The sequence below is a fragment of the Labrys sp. F242 genome (assembly GCF_057813875.1).
Map to the genome: position 1 here is coordinate 154,032 of NZ_JBVASG010000002.1, position 13,915 is coordinate 167,946.

General features: G+C 63.6%; 14 protein-coding genes. 7 read left to right on the forward strand and 7 right to left on the reverse strand.

Going from position 1 to position 13,915, the window contains the following annotated elements; translation table 11 throughout:
• The first annotated feature begins 39 nt into the window (after nucleotides 1-39).
• Together ACZYTC_RS16285 and ACZYTC_RS16290 are read left to right on the forward strand one after the other, a co-directional pair.
• Nucleotides 40-999, forward strand: a complete 960-nt coding sequence (locus tag ACZYTC_RS16285; RefSeq protein WP_434959446.1) for an amidohydrolase family protein — start codon at nucleotides 40-42, stop codon at nucleotides 997-999.
• 87 nt (nucleotides 1,000-1,086) lie between these two features.
• Nucleotides 1,087-2,550 carry an aldehyde dehydrogenase family protein gene (locus tag ACZYTC_RS16290; protein ID WP_441773364.1) on the forward strand — a complete coding sequence of 488 codons (1,464 nt, stop codon included), beginning with the start codon at nucleotides 1,087-1,089 and terminating at the stop codon, nucleotides 2,548-2,550.
• Between the two features lie 126 nt (nucleotides 2,551-2,676).
• On the opposite strand, the gene ACZYTC_RS16295 is transcribed toward ACZYTC_RS16290, so the two are convergent.
• Nucleotides 2,677-3,711 carry a DUF4424 family protein gene (locus ACZYTC_RS16295; protein ID WP_434959444.1) on the reverse strand — a complete coding sequence of 345 codons (1,035 nt, stop codon included), beginning with the start codon at nucleotides 3,709-3,711 and terminating at the stop codon, nucleotides 2,677-2,679.
• Between the two features lie 299 nt (nucleotides 3,712-4,010).
• Between ACZYTC_RS16295 and ACZYTC_RS16300 the strand changes: the two genes are divergently transcribed.
• A complete protein-coding gene (locus tag ACZYTC_RS16300; RefSeq protein ID WP_434959443.1) occupies nucleotides 4,011-4,742 on the forward strand; it encodes a FadR/GntR family transcriptional regulator in 732 nt (243 codons plus the stop codon).
• 85 nt (nucleotides 4,743-4,827) lie between these two features.
• Here ACZYTC_RS16300 and ACZYTC_RS16305 read toward each other — a convergent pair whose 3' ends face one another.
• The 4 genes from ACZYTC_RS16305 to ACZYTC_RS16320 all read right to left on the reverse strand — a co-directional run bounded on the left by ACZYTC_RS16305 (nucleotide 4,828) and on the right by ACZYTC_RS16320 (nucleotide 9,046).
• On the reverse strand, nucleotides 4,828-6,330 hold the full coding sequence (locus tag ACZYTC_RS16305; RefSeq protein ID WP_488990077.1) for a L,D-transpeptidase family protein: 1,503 nt from the start codon (nucleotides 6,328-6,330) through the stop codon (nucleotides 4,828-4,830).
• Between the two features lie 363 nt (nucleotides 6,331-6,693).
• Nucleotides 6,694-7,575 carry a 3-hydroxybutyryl-CoA dehydrogenase gene (locus ACZYTC_RS16310; RefSeq protein WP_149252375.1) on the reverse strand — a complete coding sequence of 294 codons (882 nt, stop codon included), beginning with the start codon at nucleotides 7,573-7,575 and terminating at the stop codon, nucleotides 6,694-6,696.
• 217 nt (nucleotides 7,576-7,792) lie between these two features.
• Nucleotides 7,793-8,524: an SDR family oxidoreductase gene (locus ACZYTC_RS16315; RefSeq protein ID WP_434959441.1), complete on the reverse strand. Its 732-nt coding sequence runs from the start codon at nucleotides 8,522-8,524 to the stop codon at nucleotides 7,793-7,795.
• Nucleotides 8,525-8,560: 36 nt separating this feature from the next.
• A complete protein-coding gene (locus ACZYTC_RS16320; RefSeq protein ID WP_434959440.1) occupies nucleotides 8,561-9,046 on the reverse strand; it encodes a VOC family protein in 486 nt (161 codons plus the stop codon).
• Nucleotides 9,047-9,153: 107 nt separating this feature from the next.
• On the opposite strand from ACZYTC_RS16320, the gene gcvA reads away from it, so the two are divergent.
• The 4 genes from gcvA to ACZYTC_RS16340 all read left to right on the forward strand — a co-directional run bounded on the left by gcvA (nucleotide 9,154) and on the right by ACZYTC_RS16340 (nucleotide 12,119).
• Nucleotides 9,154-10,047: a transcriptional regulator GcvA gene (gene gcvA, locus ACZYTC_RS16325; RefSeq protein WP_488990078.1), complete on the forward strand. Its 894-nt coding sequence runs from the start codon at nucleotides 9,154-9,156 to the stop codon at nucleotides 10,045-10,047.
• A gap of 205 nt (nucleotides 10,048-10,252) precedes the next feature.
• A complete protein-coding gene (gene map / locus ACZYTC_RS16330) occupies nucleotides 10,253-11,002 on the forward strand; it encodes a type I methionyl aminopeptidase (protein WP_488990079.1) in 750 nt (249 codons plus the stop codon).
• 30 nt (nucleotides 11,003-11,032) lie between these two features.
• A complete protein-coding gene (locus ACZYTC_RS16335; protein WP_441773371.1) occupies nucleotides 11,033-11,425 on the forward strand; it encodes an ester cyclase in 393 nt (130 codons plus the stop codon).
• 64 nt (nucleotides 11,426-11,489) lie between these two features.
• Complete coding sequence (locus ACZYTC_RS16340; protein ID WP_488990080.1) at nucleotides 11,490-12,119, forward strand: LysE family translocator; 630 nt, start codon at nucleotides 11,490-11,492, stop codon at nucleotides 12,117-12,119.
• A 36-nt stretch (nucleotides 12,120-12,155) separates the two neighbouring features.
• Here ACZYTC_RS16340 and ACZYTC_RS16345 read toward each other — a convergent pair whose 3' ends face one another.
• Together ACZYTC_RS16345 and ACZYTC_RS16350 are read right to left on the reverse strand one after the other, a co-directional pair.
• A complete protein-coding gene (locus ACZYTC_RS16345; protein ID WP_488990081.1) occupies nucleotides 12,156-12,500 on the reverse strand; it encodes a hypothetical protein in 345 nt (114 codons plus the stop codon).
• 189 nt (nucleotides 12,501-12,689) lie between these two features.
• Complete coding sequence (locus tag ACZYTC_RS16350; protein WP_434959434.1) at nucleotides 12,690-13,907, reverse strand: MFS transporter; 1,218 nt, start codon at nucleotides 13,905-13,907, stop codon at nucleotides 12,690-12,692.
• Between the last annotated feature and the right edge of the window lie 8 nt (nucleotides 13,908-13,915).

Below are 13,915 nucleotides of genomic sequence, written 5' to 3' on the forward strand. Positions count from 1 at the left end.
CGGATTTTGAGTCAGGCACCATTGCCCGTCGACGGGGGGATGCGGATAATCGACATCCACCGGCATCCGCTGCCGGAATGGTATCTTGCCAATCTGGCGCGGATTGGCGTTGCCCAGCTCGGCGGACAATCGCTCGCCGACCCGGCCCTGCGGTGGACGCCCGAAATAATGCTGGCGCAAATGGACGAGCACGCCATTGCCGCAAGCATGCTCTCCTTTGCCGGGCCCGGCGTTGCAATAGGGGATGAAGGCTTCCGGCGAGAACACATCCGGCAGTCCAACGAATATCTCGCCTCGCTCGTCGCCGAAATGAACGGGCGCGTGCGGGGCCTGGCGGTACTGCCGCTGCCAGCCATCGGCGATGCCCTTGCCGAGCTTCGCTATGCCATCGACGAACTCCGTCTCGACGGCGTAGCGATCCTGACCAATTACGATGACCTCTATCTAGGCGACCGGCACTTCGAGCCGCTCCTTGCCGAACTTTCACGCCGGCGGCTTCCGCTCTTCATCCACCCGACCAAGCCGGACTATGACGCGCCCCTGTCCTATCAGCCCTGGATTCTCGAATTTGCGGTGAACACGACCCGGGCCGTCATGCATCTCATCTACAGCGGCACGCTCGACCGATATCCCGGTATTCCCATCATCCTGGCCCATGGCGGCGGGGCGATACCCTTCCTCTCCTCCCGCCTCGACATCGGGCAGCGCAATTCCCGTATCGAGCTTGCCCATCCGGTTCGGCATTATCTCAGCCATTTCTATTACGAAACGGCCTTCACGGCGGCACCCGAACCCCTCGCGGCCTTGCTTGCCCTGGTGGAGCCTACGCAACTGCTGTTCGGTTCCGACCTCCCATGGGCGGGCATGGCCGCAGCCGAACTGTGCCTTGCCGGCGTCTCTGGTTCGCCGCTGCTGGGGCCGTCCGAACGGGAGGCCGTCCTGCATGGCTCGGCGCGCCTGCTGTTTCCAAAGTTCGGGCCCCCCGAAAAGGCATCGTGACGCGGCGCCCTCGTCGGGGCGTGCGGCGATACGCCGACGCCCGCACTTCCACTCGAAATATATTGAACCTCATTTGGAGCAATCATTATGAACGGACATTTCCGCACCCCGGCGCGACATTGGATTGACGGCGAGTGGGTTGCGACTGGCTCGGAGGCCGAGAGCATCGACCCGGCAACGGGCGATGTCATCGGCACCTATCTGGACGGTGGGCTGGAGGAGGCGGAGGCGGCCATCCGGGCTGCGGAAAAAGCACTTGGCGACCAGACCTGGACAGGCGATCCCAACCGGCGCGCCGCGGCCTTGTCTCACTTGGCCGATGCCTATGCCGCGCGGCTCGACGAGGTGATCGACACCCTCTGCCTGGAAAACGGCAAGGTCAGGGCCGAGGCAACATTCGAGGCGGAACTGATCGTGCGGGCCCTGCGCTTCGTGGCCGGCCTGGCGACCCAGAGCTTCGGCAGGGCGCTGGACCCGAGCCCGGGCAGAAGCGTCGTCAGCCTGCGTCAGCCGATCGGCGTGGCAGGGCTGATCATCCCGTGGAATTCACCCGCCTATCTCGCCATCCGCGCCCTGGGGCCAGCTTTGGCGGCCGGGTGCACAGCGGTCGTGAAGATGCCCCACAAGGCGGCACAGACCGCCGCCCTCATGGCTGACATCCTGGCGTCGATACCGGACCTTCCCCAAGGCAGCGTCAATATCTTCATCGAGTCGGGAGCGGCGGGCGCGAAGCTTCTGGTGGAATCCGCCAAGGTCCGCGCCATCAGCTATACCGGGAGCACCCATACGGGCCGAGCCATCGCCCAGACGGCTTCGGCGAGCTTGAAGCGGATCAATCTGGAGCTTGGGGGCAAGACGCCGCACCTCATCTTCGACGATGTCGATCTCGACAGGCTCCTGCCCATCCTCACCAAGTCGTCGACGGTGTTCGCCGGACAGTTCTGCATGACCGGCAGCCGGATTCTGGTCCAGCGCAACATTGCCGACCAGCTACGCGACAGGCTGGCCCGCAGCCTCGAGGCGGTAAGGCTGGGCCCCGCCGCCAGCGCCTCGAGCGACATGGGCCCGTTGATCGACAAGGCCTCGGTTTCACGCGTTGACAGGATCGTCAAGGAGGCGATCGCCGCGGGCGCAAAGGTCATCCTGAGAGGCGGCCCCGTCGCCGATGGGCCGCTCGCCAAGGGCGCGTTCTATCGCCCCTGCCTTCTCGAGGTTCCCAATTCCAGGCTCGAGATCGTGCAGATGGAAGTATTCGGGCCAGTGCAGACGCTCCAGCTTTTCGATAGCGAAGAAGAGGCCATCGAGCTTGCCAACGACACCGAATTCGGCCTGAGCGCCTGCGTCTGGAGCAGCAATGCGGACAGGTTGTTCCGTGTTTCGCGCAAGCTCGATGCCGGGCTCGTATCGATCAACAACTGGGCCAATCATGTCGTCGAATTCGAGGAAGGTGGCTTCAAGGCCAGCGGCCTTGGACGGCTGGGTGGAATCGGCGCTATCGACGATTTCACCGAAATCAAGCAAATCGCCTACAACTACGCCACGACCGCCTGAAACGGCCTGCCCGAGCCCGGTCCGATGGTTGCGACACCCTGTCTTTACCCTCTCCCCGCATATAGAGAGGAAAGGGTCAAGCTTGGTAAGGTGATCGTAGCCGGCGCCTCGCTTGGCGATATCACCTCATTTGTGCTCTTCGCTCACCAGGAGCAGCACCTTGATGTCGGTCTTGGGCACGTAATTCTTCACCACCATCTCGAACGTGGTCGGGCCGATCTTCTTCACGCCTTCGCCGCAGAAGGACACCAGCGTCTTGGGATCGCCCTTGTCGACCACCAAGCGAAAATCGCCGATCGGGCCGGCCCAGTTGCCGCCCGAGGTGATGACATAGGCCAGATATTGCTCATAGCTGGCGAAGGTCTTGCCCTCGTCGGCCAAGGCGCGCTTGCGCAACGCTGCCGCCGCCTTGGTGAAAGCCGCATCGGTGCAGAAATCTTTCTGGTAGGACTTTCGCTGCTCGGCATCGAGATCGGGCGAGCCGAATACCAGGGACGACACGCCGCCATGGCTGGGCACGTAGTCCTGCTGGACGATCACGTCCTTGCCGGCCGGGAACACCTGCTTGCGCCAGAATTTCGAGCGCAGAGTCCAGGACGGATAATAGACCTGACGTTCGCCCTTGTCGTCATTGTAGCTGTCCTGATAGACGATACCGGCATCGACGAGCGCCTTGCGGTCGGCTTCGCTGAGGGCGTTGATGGCCTTCTCGGTCGCTTCCACGGTCGGCAGCAGCGGAAGCTTGAGTGCCTTCAGCCTGTCGGTGACTTCGACCTCGGGTTTGCCCTCCGATCCCAGCAGGAAGACGCGCTGCTCCACCTGGGAGTCGACCGCCTTGCCGTCGACCTTGGTGGTGAATTTCAGGAAATTGTCGCTGCTGGGATCTGGAATGTCGGTGATGCCGGCCGGTCCTTGCCCGGAAATGTCCGGCATCGGAAAGGCCACCAGGGCTTCGTAGTCGGCATTGGTGAGATTGCGGAAGCGATAGGAGATCTTCACCGCCTTGATCGAGAGGTAGAGATCTTCCGAGACCAGAGCGATCTTGTCGGTCTTGGTGAGCACCAGCCCGCCCGCATCGAGGGAGGCCATGGTGTCGTCGGCCCGCGCAGGCGAAGCCAGCAGGGCGGCAAGAACGGCAATGGCCGGAATGAAACGGGGCACGGTCGACTCCTTCGGCAATAATATCAAACAAGCGCGGCGAGCATATAGGCGTCACTACACCGGACACAACGTCACCTCACCGCGCCACGGACTGTTTACGCCCGGTAATCGTGATCACAGTCTTTCTAATCTTTGCGACTCTATCTTGTGGCTAAGCTCAGCGGAGCAATCTTAGGGCTTGGCTGTATGGTAGGAGGAATGCAACAAATAGATCGGGGAACATGAAACGTCGGGCTTCGGCGGATAATGATACCGACAAATCGGTCAAAGTCTGTTTCGAACAAAACAAGGGGTCGTCGATGGCACGCAGCGCAAGCCGCTCTCGCTCCGGTGCAACACAAACCCGCCACAGCCAGGCGGCCGCGCTGATCGGCCAGCGCATCGTTGCCGGAGAATGGGCGGTTGGCATGGCGCTGCCGACGGAGGCCGACCTCTCGCGCGAACTCGACGTCTCCCGCGCCTCGCTGCGCGAGGCCATCAAGCTCCTGGCCGGCAAGGGCCTGCTCTCCTCCACCCCGCGCCGTGGCACCATCGTGCAGCCCCACGCCAATTGGAACCGGCTCGATGTCGACGTGCTGGTCTGGCAGACCTCAGGCGGCGCCACCAAGAGCTTCGTCAAGGACCTGTTCGAGCTGCGCCGCATGATCGAGCCGGAGGCGGCGGCCCTCGCCGCTTTGCGTGCCTCGCCGGAGCAGCGGGTCGCCATCGCCCAAAGCTTCGAGGCGATGGCCAACGCTACCGACATCCAGCTTTCGATCGACGCGGACCTCGCCTTCCACCGCGCCATCATGCAGGCCACCAACAACATGCTGCTGGCCGCCTTCCAGCCGGCAATCGAGGCCTCGCTCGCGGTGTCCTTCAAGGTCTCGCGCGCCGGCAACGTGCTGCTGCCCTATACGGTGCCGATGCACCGGGCGGTGGCCGAACCTATTCTCGCCAGCGATGCCGACGGCGCCCGCAAGGCGATGATCGCCCTACTCGACCGCTCCGAGATGGACGCGGAAAGCGCCGCGGTGGATGACAAGAAGTAAGACGGTCTGGAAAAGACGCGACCCGCCTCCTCCACTGCAGGAGAAGGCGGGTCGCGTCTTTTCATTGATCCGGTGACCTGGCCGATCAGTAAGGATTGACCACCTGTGCATCGGCGATGCGCGAGGCCGAGCCGAAGTCGAGATTATAGATGTCCGGGCGGAAATGGGCGGTACCGTCAGGCGTGACATAGGCGGTCATGTAAACCCAATGCACCGGTACGCGGTCCGGAATGGCCTGGTCCTTGCGGGCTCCGGTGGCGATTTCCTGGCCGACGCGCTTGGCGTCCCAGCCCGAGCCGAGCAGCCAGGCGGCGAGATCGTTCACGCCCTGCACGCGCACGCAGCCATGCGAGAAGAAGCGATCGACCGAGCCGAACAGGCGCTTGGAGGGCGTGTCATGCATATAGACCGAATCCGAATTCGGCATCTGGATGCGCAGCTGGCCGAGCGAATTGCCGGCACCATAGGCCTGCCGGACAGTGTAGTTGGCGGCCTTGCCGCTCGACCAATCGATGGACTTGGGATCGACGGTGCGGCCTGAGCCATCGATCACCGACATCCTCTGGCGCGCGAGATAGGAAGGATCGCGCACCATATGCGGGCCGATTTCCTTCTTGATGATGGATTGCGGCACGGTCCAGGTCGGGTTGAAATTGATGGCGCTGATGGTGGCGTCGACCTCGGGCGAGGGGTTCTGCGGGCGGCCGACCACGGCGATGTAGCGGCGCGCCACCTCGCCATTCTCGATGGCCTCGACCTGGGCGCTCGGGATGTTCACCACCACATAGCGGCGGTTGAAATCGATGAAGCGCGCGCCGACGCGTTCCATGTTGTGGCCGATCTGGACCAGGCGGTGCTGCACGGGAACCGCCATCTGGGCCCGGGTGCGCTCGTCGATCTTGCCGGTGGCCTGCAGGCCGTAGCGCTGCTGGAAGCGGTTGACGGCGGCGGTGAGCCCAGCGTCCCATTTGGGGTTGTCGCGCTCGGTTTCCGGCAGATCCTTCTCCATCACTAGGCGCTGGCGCAGCGCCTGCACGGCACTGCCCGTTGCGCCGGCGGAGAGACCGACGGGGGGGGCGGCCGGGAAGCCGCCATTGCGGGCAATCTGGGCATAATATTGCGACAGGCCGTTGAGACGGTCAAGCGAGCCGGCATCGAAGGTCGGCATCGAGGACCAGGGCGTGGCCGGAATCTTGATCGGAGTCGAGGCGGCGTAGGAGGGCCCGGCCGGGACCGGCTTCTTGGCGACCTTGGGCTTGGCGGGCGTGGCGGCGGGCACCGCGGGTGCGGCGTCGGCCGCAGCAGGGGCCGTCGGAGCCGCGGGAGCGGCAGCATCGGGGGCCGCAGCCGTCGCCGGTGCGGGAGCTGCCGGTTCGGGAGCAGCCTGCGCGGCCGGAGCCGGAGCGGGGCTGGCGGGCTGGGGTGCCTCGGGAGTGACAACTGGAGCTTCGGGAGCAGCAGGTGCCGCCGGCGCGGTAACCGGAATGTCGGCCGTGGGCGGGGTGGCCTCCTGTGCCAGTGCTGGCGAGGCCAGAACCAGGGCCAAAACGGAAACGGCGGCCAGAACAAGGGGGGTAGGCTGCTTCATAGCAGGAACTTCCACGCTGGTTGCCGAAACGTAAGGTCCGGCACAAAAAGGGATCATAGGCAGCCCTCTATCACGCGGCCGGGCCGCGCGGTATGGCCGCCACAGTCTTGCCGCACGATTGTCGGACGGCGTGTCCGATTAACCACATCAGCACTATGCGCTCCGACCATAGTCCGAAGTTTTGGCCTCAAAAGGGCAGAGCGTCTTCATAGCCTGATCGAGTTAACAAGAAGATATGCCGATCGAAGGCCTCCTCCCCGCGATATTCCCCTGGCCGATTCCCTTGGCCATGACAAAAAAGGCTGCCTCCTCCCTTGGGAGAGAAGGCAGCCTTCTTTTGAATTGGGAAATGCGGGCGTGCAGTCAGCGGGTGGCGACCGGCTTTTCGCCACGATAATCGTAGAAGCCGCGCTTGACCTTGCGGCCAAGCCAGCCGGCTTCGACATATTTCACCAGCAACGGGCAAGGCCGGTATTTGGAATCGGCCAGCCCCTCATGCAGGACCTGCATGATCGACAGGCAGGTGTCGAGGCCGATGAAATCGGCAAGCTGCAGCGGGCCCATCGGATGATTGGCACCGAGCCGCATCGCCATGTCGATGGATTCGACCGTGCCGACGCCCTCATAGAGCGTGTAGATCGCCTCGTTGATCATCGGCAGCAGGATGCGGTTGACGATGAAGGCCGGGAAGTCCTCGGCCACCGCCACCTGGCGATCGAGCTTGGTGATGAAGGCCTTGGCGGATTCGAACGTGCCGTCATCCGTGGCGATGCCGCGGATGATCTCGACCAGTTGCATCACCGGCACCGGATTCATGAAATGAATGCCGATAAAGCGCTCCGGCCGGTCGGTGGCCGCCGCCAGCCGCGTGATCGAAATCGACGACGTGTTGGTGGCGAGGATCGCTTCCGGCTTCAGATGCGGGCAGACGCCGCCATAGATCTTGACCTTGACCGCCTCGTTCTCGGTGGCTGCTTCGATCACCAGATCGCAGACGCCGAGGCCCTCCACATTGGGTTCGGCCTTGATGCGGGAAAGTGCCTCGTCGTTCTGGGCCTGCGTGATGAAACCCTTGGAAACCTGACGCTTGAGATTGCCATTGACGGTGGCCAGGCCATTGTTGACCCGATCTTCCGATACGTCGTTGAGCACCACGTTCAACCCGGCCAGAGCGGCGACATGCGCGATGCCGCTGCCCATTTGCCCGGCGCCCACAATCCCAACCGTCCTGATATCCACCGTCATTTCAAGTTCCCTGCCATTTGCCCGATCTTATCGAGGCAATCGGCGCGTGGGAAGACCGCAGTCGCAGCTTTCATGCACGCCTGTCGGTCGAAATGGTCGCATTCGGGTGTTGGCACCTTGCGAGCAGGAGCGCCTCCCCATGCGGCCCGAACTGCCGGTAGAATACCACAAAACGAGGGGCCGGGAAAAAGGCAGCTCGATGGAACCGTGATTTTGTCTAGATCAGGCCCTGCCCGCCATCAATATGGATGGTCTCGCCCGTCGTGAAGGCGCTCTCCATCAAATAGAGATAAGCGGGGGCAATATCAGCGGGCTTCGCGATCCTGCCCACCGGCAGGCGGCCGGCCATGCCGGCGAAGAAGTCCGATTTGGCCTCCCCGACGATCTCGTCCCACATCGGCGTATCCACCCAGCCGGGCGAGACGATATTCACGCGTGTCGGCGCCAGTTCCAGCGCCAGGGCGCGGGCGAAAAAGCCGAAGGAGCCGGCGATCGCCGAAACGACCGCGCCGCCGGGAACCGGCGGCCGGTCCTTGTTGATTCCGGAGGTGAAGGTCATGGAACCGCCCCGCCTCAGGGTGGCCACGGCGTGCTTGGCCAGCATGACGGCGCCGATCAGCTTGTTGTCGACGAAACACCGCACCGTCTCCATGTCGGTGCGCCCGATGGGATCGCCCGGTGGCGGCGTTCCGGCCGTCGACACCAGGTGATCGAAAGCGCCGGCCTCCTGGAAGAGCCGGGCAAGACCGGCTTCGTCTGTCATGTCAGCGGCAAAGCTTCGCACGCGCCGGCCTGCATCGAGGCTTCGCTCCGCGGCCTGCAGCCTGCCGGGCGAGCGGCCGACGATCAACACCTCCGCACCGCTCTCGAGGGACGCCTTCGCGACGCCGAGGCCGATGCCGGAACTGCCGCCGACGACGATGATCTTCTGGCCCGTGAGCGCTGCCATGGGAAACCTCCGGTTCTCTACGGTCATGGGAATGAGTTAAGCCCGGCCGGCATAGGCCGCTTCGAGATCGGCGACGACGATCTTGGTCATCTTGTATAAGGCCTGCCTGACCCGATCCGCCTTCTCGCGGTCGGGATCGGCCATCAGCCGCAGCGTGACCTCGGGAATGACCTGCCAGTAGACGCCATATTTGTCCGTCAGCCAGCCGCAGGGCTTCTCGGAGCCGCCATCAGCCGTGAGCGCCCTGTAGTAATAGTCGGTCTCGGCTTGGTCGGAGGTCTGGATATAGAGCGAGAGCCTTTCATTGAAGGCAGGCATCCGCCCGGCATTCAGGGCCGTCAGGTGCAGCCCTTCGAGTTCGAAATCGAAGGTGGCGTGCGGAACCGTCTTGTTCGTGCCGGCGACCCAGTCGGTGAACTCGGTGTCCCTAAGCGCCTTGGCATTCTTGAAGACCGACAGATAGAAGTCCCGGGCCTCTCGAGCGTTCAGGTTGAACCAGAGAAAGGGATGGATCGTGGCCATGTTGTCCTCGTGAGGATTCATCACAAATCATAGCCATTTTGAGCAGTATACTATCGACACACAAACCAAAACTTGGCATATATCTGTGATCAAAACTCACACATGCCATGCCCCGCAAACTTCCACCCCTCCATGCCCTGCCGAGTTTCGAGGCCGCAGCCCGGCATCTGAGTTTCTCCAGGGCGGCGGAAGAGCTCAATGTCACCCATGGAGCCGTCAGCCGGGCGATCAAGCATCTCGAGGACCGGCTCGGCGTCCTCCTGTTCGAGCGCACGAGCCGTTCGGTGCGCCTGACCGCTGTCGGTGAACCCTATGCACGGGCGGTTCGCGACATGCTCGACCAATTGGGGATGGCCACCGCTGCGGCGACGGCCCACCAGTCGAGCTCGACCCTGAACGTCAGCACCTCCGACGGCTTTGCGGGGCGATGGCTGGTGCCGCGCCTCTATCGTTTTCACCGCGCAAACGGCGATATCGACGTGCGGGTTTCGACCACCGGCAGGCTCACCAATTTCCTGGGCGACGGCATCGACATTGCCGTCCGCTATGGCAGCGGCACCTATCCGGGGCTCACTTCGGAATTCCTCACCGACGAGGAAGTCTTTCCCGTCTGCAGCCCGAGACTGCTGGAGGGGAAGCATCCGCTACGCCGCCCCGTGGACCTCAGGCACCACACGCTGATCCATGACGGTTTTCCGATCGATTGGGCAAGCTGGCTTTCCAGCGCCGGGATTGAGGGCGTGGACCCGCATGGCGGCCTCACCTTCGATTCCTATTCCTTTGCCGTCGAGTCTGCCGCGCAGGGCGAAGGCGTGGTGCTCGGCCGAACCATGCTGGTCGCCGCCGATCTCGCCGCCGGACGCCTGGTACGCCCGTTCACACACGCCCTCAGATCCCTCTCCAGTTTCTATGTCGTCTATCCCCCCGACGCCATCCGCCAGCGCAAGGTGAAGGCCTTTCGCGACTGGCTCTTTGCGGAGATGGCGCCGCCGCCCGATTGATGAAGGCCTCGCCCCTTGCAGCCGAGGCCTTGCGTGCAATATTTACGGCTGAGAAGTCTCGGGACGGCGATGCGCGCGGAGCGAGCGGCGAAATAGGGAAGGCTAACGGCCCTCTGCCTGCCCTCGCTTTCCGGCGGAGGGAAGCGGGGACGCCGGTCCACCGCACTTCCTCTTGTTCAAATTCTTTGAGAACGCACGGTATATCATGACGATTTCGAACGAAGACGAATTGCTCAAGCTGAAGGAGATCGGCCGCATCGTCGCCAATACGCTGGCGGCGATGGGAGCGGCACTCGAACCGGGCATGACCACGGCGGAGCTCGACGTGATCGGCCGCAGGCTCCTCGAGCAGGAAGGCGCCCGCTCCGCACCCGAGCTCTGCTACGGCTTTCCCGGCGCGACCTGCATCAGCGTGAACGAGGAGATCGCCCACGGCATACCCGGCCATCGCCGGATCGAGCCGGGCGATCTCGTCAATATCGATGTCTCCGCCGAGAAGGACGGCTTCTTCGCCGATACCGGCGCGTCCTTTGCGGTGGAGCCCGTTTCCAAGGCGGCCCACCGTCTCCTCAGGGACGGCAAGCGGGCGATGTGGACGGGTATCCGCCAGGTGGGCGCCGGCCTGCCGCTCGCCAATATCGGCAATGCCATCGGCGAATTCGCCCGCAAGAACCGCTATACGCTGGTGCGCAATCTTGCCAGCCACGGCGTCGGCCGGTCCCTGCATGAGGAACCCAAGGAACTCGCAACCTGGCCCGACCGCTCCGAGCGCCGGAAGATGCAGGAAGGCCTGGTGTTCACGGTGGAGCCGTTCCTCTCTTTGGGCGCGGAATGGGCGGCGGATGGCGAGGATGCCTGGACACTGTTCAGCGAACCGCGCGCCCCAACCGTGCAATATGAACATACGGTGGTGGCGACCCGCACCGGGCCGCTCGTCCTCACGCTGCCGGCGTGACACCCCGGCGCCATGCGCGGAGCAAGCACGATGGAATCTACAACTCTCGCCGACCTCTATCGCGCATATATCGCTTGCCTCAACCGGCAGGACTGGAGCGAGCTCGGACGCCATGTCGATGAGGAGGTCGTGCACAATGGCCGGCGGCTGGGGCTGTCAGGCTATCGCGGCATGCTCGTCAAGGATTTCGAGGACATTCCCGACCTCGCCTTCCACATCGAGTTCCTGGTCTGCGAACCACCCCTTGTGGCGGCCCGGCTCGCCTTCGACTGCACGCCGAAGCCGGGGTTCCTCGGCCTGAAGCTCGATGGACGCAAGGTCGCGTTCACGGAAAACGTATTCTACGCCTTCAAGGCCGAAAAGATCGTCTCGGTTTGGTCTGTAATCGACAAAGCCGCAATCGAGGCCCAGCTGGGGCGCTGACGACAGGGCCGATATCGGGTGCTATGGTCGCCGCCAGATCCCGCAGCCGATGGAAGACCCCGATATGCCCTCCTTTGACGTGTTGCTCGCCTTCATCGTCACGACGGCCTTGTTTTCCGTGCTGCCGGGTCCCTCCATGCTCTATGCGGCGGCCAGGACCATGGCGGGTGGGCGGCAAGCCGGGCTGATGGCAGCGCTCGGCCTGCATCTGGGTGCCTATGCCCATGTCGCCGCCGCAGCCGCCGGCCTATCGGTGCTGTTCCATGCGGTGCCCATCGTCTATGCTAGCGTCAAGCTCGCCGGCGCCCTCTATCTGATCTGGCTCGGCATCACCTTGTTCCGGGCGCGGCAAAGCGCGGATGCCGGGACGATCGGCGGCACTCGCTCGGCCCGCCAGGCCTTCGCGCAGAGCATCACCGTCGAGGTGCTCAACCCGAAGACCGCGCTGTTTTTCCTGGCCTTCCTGCCGCAATTCGTCGACGGCGCCGCATCTTTCCCGCTCTGGCTGCAATTTGCCATCCTGGGCACGGTCGCCAATGTCCTGTTCGGGCTCGTCGATATCGTCGTCGTGATGCTGGCCGCCGTGATCATCGGCCGGCTCAAGCGCTCCTCCGGCGTGCAGCGGCTGATGCGCCGCGTGGGCGGGGCGATCCTGGTCGGGATGGGCGTCCATCTCGCCTTGCAGAGGGGCTAGCAAGGCCGCGGCGTTGATCGCGCAAACCGGGCGGGCTCAGCCGCATTGCTGCGCGACGAGCCCCTGATAGAAGCCGAGTTCGGTCGCCCGTGCCGACCAGTCGGCATCGGCATTCAGCTGAGCCGTCCCACACCGCCGCATCACGGGAGCCGCTGTTTTCAGCATCTCGACACGCCGCCGGTAGACTTGGCAGATAGCCCCTTTGTCATTCGCGCTGACGGCTCTCAACTCCCGATCCGAAGCATGCATGGCCTGTTCCGCCTCCACGACCTCAGTGGTGCAGGCGGATCTATAGGGCGAGAGGACGACCCACGAGGCCAGGAAGGCGGTCGAGACTGCCGTCACGAGAAGGGGTGTCTTCCACTTCGTGAGTAACGGCATGGAGATGACCTCCGGTTTTGCTTTTTCTCGTCAATCGGATTCGTAACGTTGTTACCCCTTGGATCAAGGACTTCCTCAATGGATGAAATTCCGCCACGCCCCCTATGATGGCAGCCAAGTAGCATGCGGGCGCCGGCGTGCTCAGGGAGCCGAAGGGTCCCCTGACACCGGCGCGGTATCGAAGATCCCTCACCCGGCAGGAGCCAATTGCTCCCTTGTCTTGGAGAAAGGCCGGAAGGTCAGGGCGATCAGCGTGGCCGCGATGCCCATGCCCCAGGAGCCGACATAGAGCCACATATAGGTATTGAAGTGGTCGTAGATCATGCCTCCCAGCAGCGGGCCGAGTGACATGCCCAGGCTGCCGGCCATCGCCGTGCCGCCGATGATGGTGCCCATCATCTTGAGCGGGAAGTTCTCGCGCACGATCACGGCATAGAGCGGCATCACGCCGGCATAGATGAAGCCTACCACCATGGCCACGGCGTAGAACTGGCCAAGCTGGTTGGCAAAGGCATAGAACAGCACGCCGAACGCCTGGGCGAACAGTCCGATCACCAGCATGCGCTGGGCGCCGAAACGATCGCCCATCAAGCCGAAGCCGATGCGCCCGAACATGCCTGCCAGGCCCTCGACACTGTAGATGGTGACGGCGGCGATCATCGGGATGCCGCAGGTCACCGCATAGCTCACCGTGTGGAAGATCGGCCCGGAATGCGTGGCGCAGCAGAAGAAATTGGCCAGCATCAGCACGATGAACTGCGGCGAGCGCACTGCCTGGCGCACAGTCATATCCGATTGCGGCTCGTCGGCCAGTGCCGCCTCATTGCCTTCGATGAGCGCAGGCGGCCGCCGTAGGAACAGGGAGGCAGGAATCATGGTGGCGGCGGCAATGCCGGCAAGAATCAGCATCGAGGTGCGCCAGTCATACTTCGTTACCAGCCATGCGGCGAGCGGCGCCATCGTCATCGGCGCCATGCCCATGCCGGCCGAGACCAGCGACACGGCGAGGCTGCGCTGCGTGTCGAACCAGCCGGTAACGCAGGCCATCATCGGCGCGAACATCGCAGCAGTCGCCGCCCCTACCAGTACGCCGAAGACGAGCTGGAATTCGATCAGCGATCCGGCCTGGCTGGCCAGCGCCAGGCTGGCAACGAGGCCGATCGAACCGGCCAGCACCACCGGACGCGGGCCAAAGCGGTCGGACAGGCCGCCCCAGACCATGCTGGCCAGCGCCATCGCCAGGAAGCCGAAGGTCATGGCAGTGGAAATGCCGGTCACCGACCAGCCCGTCTCCGCCGACATGGGTTTGAGGAAAACCGGCAGCGAAAACATCGCGCCGATCGCAACGCATCCAAGCAAGCCGCCCGCGGCGACGATCACCCAACGATAGGAATTCTTGTCCATCATGGTCCACC

Bases quoted from the DNA above. Each gene is read 5' to 3' on its own strand.
- ACZYTC_RS16285 (WP_434959446.1), top strand. From the start codon at position 40: ATGCGGATAATCGACATCCACCGGCATCCGCTGCCGGAATGGTATCTT.
- ACZYTC_RS16290 (WP_441773364.1), top strand. From the start codon at position 1,087: ATGAACGGACATTTCCGCACCCCGGCGCGACATTGGATTGACGGCGAG.
- ACZYTC_RS16300 (WP_434959443.1), top strand. From the start codon at position 4,011: ATGGCACGCAGCGCAAGCCGCTCTCGCTCCGGTGCAACACAAACCCGC.
- ACZYTC_RS16305 (WP_488990077.1), bottom strand. From the start codon at position 6,330: ATGAAGCAGCCTACCCCCCTTGTTCTGGCCGCCGTTTCCGTTTTGGCC.
- ACZYTC_RS16310 (WP_149252375.1), bottom strand. From the start codon at position 7,575: ATGACGGTGGATATCAGGACGGTTGGGATTGTGGGCGCCGGGCAAATG.
- ACZYTC_RS16315 (WP_434959441.1), bottom strand. From the start codon at position 8,524: ATGGCAGCGCTCACGGGCCAGAAGATCATCGTCGTCGGCGGCAGTTCC.
- ACZYTC_RS16320 (WP_434959440.1), bottom strand. From the start codon at position 9,046: ATGGCCACGATCCATCCCTTTCTCTGGTTCAACCTGAACGCTCGAGAG.
- gcvA (WP_488990078.1), top strand. From the start codon at position 9,154: ATGCCCCGCAAACTTCCACCCCTCCATGCCCTGCCGAGTTTCGAGGCC.
- map (WP_488990079.1), top strand. From the start codon at position 10,253: ATGACGATTTCGAACGAAGACGAATTGCTCAAGCTGAAGGAGATCGGC.
- ACZYTC_RS16335 (WP_441773371.1), top strand. From the start codon at position 11,033: ATGGAATCTACAACTCTCGCCGACCTCTATCGCGCATATATCGCTTGC.
- ACZYTC_RS16340 (WP_488990080.1), top strand. From the start codon at position 11,490: ATGCCCTCCTTTGACGTGTTGCTCGCCTTCATCGTCACGACGGCCTTG.
- ACZYTC_RS16345 (WP_488990081.1), bottom strand. From the start codon at position 12,500: ATGCCGTTACTCACGAAGTGGAAGACACCCCTTCTCGTGACGGCAGTC.
- ACZYTC_RS16350 (WP_434959434.1), bottom strand. From the start codon at position 13,907: ATGATGGACAAGAATTCCTATCGTTGGGTGATCGTCGCCGCGGGCGGC.